We start from the raw sequence: 6,520 nt of genomic DNA on the forward strand, positions 1-6,520 counted from the left end.
TCGCGATGTTCTGCATCGAACCCTCGACGTTCGTCACCCGGTTGTCGATACCCGTGATGTTCGTCTCGTTCTGCGAGATGCGCGTATCCAGACCACCGATAGCCGAGGTGTTCTGCGTCACACGGCCATCCAGAGCTACGATATTCGAGGCGTTCTGCGCCACACCCTGGTTCGTCGCATACAGCTGCGAGCCGTTCACCGCGTCCGTGCTCGCCGCCGACAGCGTCCCGGCCTTCACGCCCGACAGCGTGCGAACGCCGTCCGTGCCCGAGAAGTCCACCATCGCGCCGGCCTTGTCCTTCGCCACCGTGATCGCGTTCGTGCCCGCGTCCTGCTGCACCAGGCCCACCACACCGCTGCTCAAGTCATTCGCGATGTTCTGCATCGAACCCTCGACGTTCGTCACCCGGTTGTCGATACCCGTGATGTTCGTCTCGTTCTGCGAGATGCGCGTATCCAGACCACCGATAGCCGAGGTGTTCTGCGTCACACGGCCGTCCAGGGCTACGATATTCGAGGCGTTCTGCGCCACACCCTGGTTCGTCGCATACAGCTGCGAGCCGTTCACCGCGTCCGTGCTCGTCGCCGACAGCGTCCCGGCCTTCACGCCCGACAGCGTGCGAACACCGTCCGTACCCGTGAAGTCCACCAGGTCGCCGGCCTTGTCCTTCGCCACCGTGATCGCGTTCGTACCTGCGTCCTGCTGCACCAGACCCACCACGCCGCTGCTCAGGTCGTTCGCGATGTTCTGCACCGAGCCCTCCACGTTCGTCACGCGACCGTCGATGCTCGTGATGTTCGTCTCGTTCTGCGTGATGCGCGTATCCATGCCGCCGATAGCCGTCGTGTTCTGCGTCACACGGGTGTCCAGACCCGCGATGTTCGAGGCGTTCTGCGCCACACCCTGGTTCGTCGCATACAGCTGCGAGCCGTTCACCGCTTCGCTGCTCGCCGCCGACAGCGCGCCGTCCTTCACGCCCGACAGCGTGCGAACGCCGTCCGTACCCGTGAAGTCCACCATCGCGCCGGCCTTGTCCTTCGCCACCGTGATCGCGTTCGTACCTGCGTCCTGCTGCACCAGACCCACGCCACCGTCGGCAAGCTGGTTCTGCACGTTCGTGATGTTGCTCGCGTTTTGCGCGATGTCGTTCGTGTTCTGCGTCGTGCGACCATCGAGGTTGGTGACGGCCTCGCCTACGCTACGCACCGTCGTGCCACCGACGCTGTAGTACGGTGCGCTGATCGAGCCATCCGCATTGACGATCGAACCACCGCCCAGCGCCCGGGCCGTGCTCGATAACGTGTTGTTCAGCTGGCTGCCGTTGATCGCGTCCACGCTCGATGCGTTCACCGCGCCTGCGGCCACGCCCGTCACCGTGCGGTCGCCTGCCGTGCCCGCCACGTTCACCACCGTGCCGTCCATGTCTTTCGCCACCGTGATGGTGCGGGTGCTTGCGTCCTGCTGCACCAGACCCGCCACGCCGCTGCTCAGGTCGTTCGCGATGTTCTGCACCGAACCCTCGATGTTCGTCACGCGACCGTCGATGCTCGTGATGTTCGTCTCGTTCTGTGTGATGCGCGTATCCATGCTGCCGATAGCCGTCGTGTTCTGCGTCACACGACCATCCAGACCCGCGATGTTCGCGGCGTTCTGCGTCACACCCTGGTTCGTCGCATACAGCTGCGAGCCGTTCACTGCGTCCGTGCTCGTCGCGCTCAGGCGACCCGCGGCCACGTTCGTGATCGTGCGCTCGTTACCCACGCTACCCACGCTCACCGTGCTCGCCGGGTTCGCACCGGCGAACGCGTAATCCGTTCCGCCGATCGTCGCACCCGCCGTGCCCACCGCGGCTGCCGTCACCGAGCCTGCGCCCAGCGCTACCGAATCCACCTCCGTTGCGCTGGCGTCCGTACCCATTGCAAGTGAACCGATCCCCGCTGCTTCAGCGTTGTAGCCAAACGCATTGCTGCCTAGACCGGACGCCTTCGCCTGGACACCTACAGCCGTCGCCAGGGTCCCGGCGACGCTACCAAAGCCCAAAGCCGTGCCCCAGTTCCCGGTAACAGTCGTGTTCGCCCCGTACAACGTTGCAGCCGTGACATTGTTTGCATTGGCCCCACACCCCGCCACCGTCGACCAGTTTCCGTCACCGTCGACCATGGGCTTATATGCGTAGGACGTGCCGTCAGGTCCATTGCCACCAGTGCCACACGCCACGCCGCCCACCGCGATAGTGCTCGCATGACCGGCCTGTGCCGCCACGACGAACGCAGCCAGAGCAATTATCTTGACCGCCGACGCCCGACTCGATTTACCTCGTGCGGGGGCAAGTTCGGAGGCTGCTACCCACGAACCAAGTGCTTCATTCCAGACGCTGATATACGACTTGTTCATGACATCATCCTTTCGAAAGTTAACGAAATCCATTAATTAGTTTTCCGAACGCTTTGGCGATCATCGCGGTCTTGAAGGTCGGCTGAAATCTCAAGCACAAACTGGAAAATCAATCGAATGCCCGGTTCATTTCCTGCCGCATCAAGTTGATCAATCGATGGACATATCTTAAAAATTGAACAACATTTCCGTATAGGCTGAGTCCGATTGGACATAGCCCAAACCAGGACAAGTCCCAAATTTTGAGGGACTATTGAGGTGATGAATCAGTGACGTGACAACAGTCGAAGACCTACGCGGAGGTTTATTCCGGCCCCGTGCCTGCGGGACCACACCGGGCTCCCTGACTTTCACGGCGAGGTAAACCTTGACCGATCGGGTATGTTTGCGTGTGACGGGATTTCAGGTCCGCGTGTACGTCCCGTATGGGCACGATCCGTCGGGATATGGCACGCGGACCATCAAGGGAAATCCGCGTGTCCCCGGTCATGTTGCGTGTGTTTACTGCCTGGCGACTGCGTCAGCACCGCGGGTCGAGCCTGGCACCGTGGGACTGTCGTTGCTCCGTTTCATCGATGGCCGTACCGCTGGCCCCAGCATGTCCACCCACGCTCACCTGTCGTTCAATCTTCCTGACTCAGTCACCAGTCACCCGTCAGCTCACACCCAGCACTTCCCCCCAATTTCGCCGGACATGTTTCTCGTTGTATGTGCCGCCGATCATCGTTGTAAGTGCGTAATGGTTCTTCACGCTGCCCATAACAACGCATAATTTGTCTCCGTTCAAAAGTCGGCCGCGTTAACAGGGCCCGCACCCTTCGGGCCGAACGGCGGCGCAGCCATCCTGCCAGTCAACAGGTCAAGCAAACGTCGCCGCGACGTTCGTGCGCACTACACCGACAACATCGCAAATCCATCTCATTGAAAGCCTCCGGCCATGAGGGGGAGCGCGCAATCGCTGCGGTTCCGCTTTGCTTCGTATGTAGTAGCCGGCTTGGGGCGGGATATGCTCCCGCAGGACTGCGTCAATGCGAGGCACGCAAAAGAAACGACCCGGGCACATTGGCGCCATGGCCGTCAAATTCAATCCGATTCGCTATACCGATTCGATACCTGAAACTGGGACTTGATCGAACGGCGTTAGAGACTGTATCCGGACGTTCAGGAGATATTTCCGGACGCTACGATGCGCACCTCTACGCGACGATTAAGCGCGCGGCCTTCAGCCGTCGCATTCGAAGCGACCGGGTCGTCCGCGGCCGCGCCCTCGGCGACGAAACTCTGCGCCATCAACCCACGGTTACGCAGATATTTCAGGACCGATTGGGCACGCGCTTCCGACAATTTCTGGTTGTGGGCCCGTGTGCCGGTCGAATCCGTGTAACCAATTATCGTCACACGCCGGAAGTTGATACCCTCATTCACACGCAAGAAATTATCGAGGCTCGCTTTTGCCGCACTACTCAATACAGCGCTATCCGTGGCGAAATTCGCATCGCCTTGCAACAGCATCTGGCGCCGCTCCTGAGACTGAGTTCGAGGCTCAGGTTTCGGTTGAGGTTGAAGCTGGGGTGCTGGCACAGGGGTGGGGGCGAGGGCGGCTTGAGCCTCAACCGGCTTACCACACATAAAAGTAATCTCGCGCGGATTCTTTGTATTGACACCAGACCTAACTCCATCGACCGCCTCCACCAGCGTGACCGGCTTGTCCTTGCAAATCTCGGCCGCCACCTTGAAACAGGTTTGCGAACTTTCGAGCAGACCGCTGCATTCGACGCGATAAGTCGGCGCTTTCTGGTCTGGAGCAACAATTGCATGTGCGTTGTAGGTCGGGCCCGATTGCGTCGTACATGCCGCCACAAGCCCCAATACTGAGCCCAGCAATGCCAGGCGTGGATAAATTAAATTGTGCTTTTTCATATTTGTAGATTCGCTTGAAGCGAAAGCAGAAAAGATTAAAGAACTCGATGCATACGAGAGGGGGCGTACCCCCTCTCCTACTAAACGGTTACCACTGGTACGAGGCACCCACTCCGACAGTCGTACCGCCGCTTGACATGCCAACACCCGCTTTCATCTTGATGTTTTGCGTGATGCGAGCCGTACCACCAATCGCGACAGCCTGATAGCCCTTATAGGTCCCGCCACCGATACCGATCGCCAGCGTCTTGTCCTTATCGACGTCCGGGATCATCGTCAGCGCAGTGGCTGCGGCAATACCCGAGTAAGCGCCCTTGGCCACATCGCTGATCGCCTGGTCTGCAGCGTTCATTCGGTCGTCGAGACCCGACAGGGCATCGCCTACGTTCGAGTACGTGCCACCCGACAGCTGATACGACGGGCCGGCTACCGCACCGGTCGTCGAATCGATGCTGGCTCCGCCGCCCAGACCCTCAACCGCGGTCTTGAGCTGCGAAACGTTGACGGCATCGGTTGCCTGCGAGCCAGCCGCGACATTGGTGACCTGACGCTGTTTCGTAGCGGAGCCTACCGAAACCGTGTTCTCCCGATCGGCAACCGAACCCTGACCCAAGGCAACCGAGTTGGAAGCCGTGGCTTGTGCGCCCTGACCGACCGCAACCGCACCAGCAGATGCCGCGGCGCCTGCGCCCATTGCCACTGCGCTATCTGCTGCGTTGGCGTTCGAACCGACTGCTGTACCGTTGTCGCCCGTAGCCACCGCACCGGAACCAGCCGTAGTACTGCCCGCACCGGCGCCCGGCGACGCAGCGTTGACAACAGCACCATCATCCGAAGAGGTATCCGTTGCGTTGAAGTACGGATTGCTACCCGAACCGCCGCTGCCCCCCGAGCCACCGTTGTTCTCGAGGTTGGTGACCCGGTTGTTGACATTGGTCACCTGGGTCTGCAGCGCTTCCAACTGGCCGTAGTTCACGGCGTCGTAAGTTGACGATCCATTGGCAACGTTGGTCAACACAACGGGGCCAGACGACCGGCCACCACCCAGCGTCACGCTGTTGTAGTTCACCGTGCCATCGGTGTTGATGTCGTACTTGACCGCGCCTTGATCCAGATTCGTGATGTTGCTACCGATCTGGTCCAGTGCCTGGTTCGTGGCGTACAGCTGCGAGCCGTTCACCGCGTCCGTGCTCGTCGCGCTCAGGCGACCCGCGGCCACGTTCGTGATCGTGCGCTCGTTACCCTCGCTGCCCACGCTCACCGTGCTCGCCGGGTTCGCTCCGGCGAACGCGTAATCCGTTCCGCCGATGCTCGCACCCGCCGTGCCCACCGCCGCTGCCGTCACCGAGCCTGCGCCCAGTGCCACATCACCCGCGTTGTTCGACACCGCACCCATACCGATCGCTACCGAGTCCTCACCCAGCGCCGACGAATCCGCCCCGGTCGAGTTCGCGTGGAAGTACTTCGTGCCCTTCTCGTACACGTTCGTCACCTGGTCACCCAGGTTCGTCACGTTGGTGTTGGTCTCGGTCAGCTGCGCCATGTTCACCGCATCGCCCGGGTTCACGCCTTCCGCCACATTCGTGATGCGCGTGCCGCCCGTATGCGTCGTGCTGTTGTACGTATCACCACCCAGCGTGACCGTGCCCTTCGTGGCATCGTCGTAATGCACCGCGAGCGCGTCCGTCCCGCCGCCGGCACCATTACGGATGTCCTCGCTCAGCTGGTCCACCTGCTGGTTCGTGGCGTACAGCTGCGAGCCGTTCACCGCGTCCGTGCTCGTCGCGCTCAGGCGACCCGCGGCCACGTTCGTGATCGTGCGCTCGTTACCCACGCTACCCACGCTCACCGTGCTCGCCGGGTTCGCTCCGGCGAACGCGTAATCCGTCCCGCCGATGCTCGCACCCGCCGTGCCCACCGCGGCTGCCGTCACCGAGCCTGCGCCCAGTGCGACATCACCCGCGTTGTTCGACACCGCACCCATACCGATCGCCACCGAGTCCGCACCCAGCGCCGACGAATCCGCCCCCGTCGAGTTCGCGTGGAAGTACTTCGTACCGTTCTCGTACACGTTCGTTACCTGGTCACCGAGGTTGGTCACCTGGTCGCCCAGGTTCGTCACGTTGGTGTTGGTCTCGGTCAGCTGTGCCATGTTCACCGCATCGCCCGGGTTCACGCCTTCCGCCACATTCGTGATGCGCGTGC

General features: G+C 61.5%; 3 protein-coding genes and 1 pseudogene. All 4 read right to left on the reverse strand.

From position 1 onward, the window contains the following. On the reverse strand, positions 1-1,918 hold a 1,918-nt coding region (locus tag AB3X86_RS37555), incomplete at its 3' end, for a beta strand repeat-containing protein (protein WP_368599834.1). A 342-nt stretch (positions 1,919-2,260) separates the two neighbouring features. Beyond that, positions 2,261-2,428 (reverse strand): annotated as a pseudogene (locus AB3X86_RS37560) (ESPR domain-containing protein); the annotation flags it as partial. A 1,128-nt stretch (positions 2,429-3,556) separates the two neighbouring features. Further along, positions 3,557-4,315, reverse strand: coding sequence for an OmpA family protein (locus AB3X86_RS37565; RefSeq protein WP_368599832.1), 759 nt, complete (start codon positions 4,313-4,315; stop codon positions 3,557-3,559). 88 nt (positions 4,316-4,403) lie between these two features. Further along, a partial coding sequence (locus AB3X86_RS37570) for a YadA family autotransporter adhesin (protein WP_368599833.1) occupies positions 4,404-6,520 on the reverse strand: 2,117 nt, incomplete at its 5' end.

Origin of the sequence: Paraburkholderia sp. BR14374, assembly GCF_040948685.1 — a bacterium.
GTDB lineage: Bacteria > Pseudomonadota > Gammaproteobacteria > Burkholderiales > Burkholderiaceae > Paraburkholderia > Paraburkholderia youngii.

Coding starts and splice junctions, on each gene's coding strand:
- AB3X86_RS37565 (WP_368599832.1), bottom strand. CDS start 4,315: ATGAAAAAGCACAATTTAATTTATCCACGCCTGGCATTGCTGGGCTCA.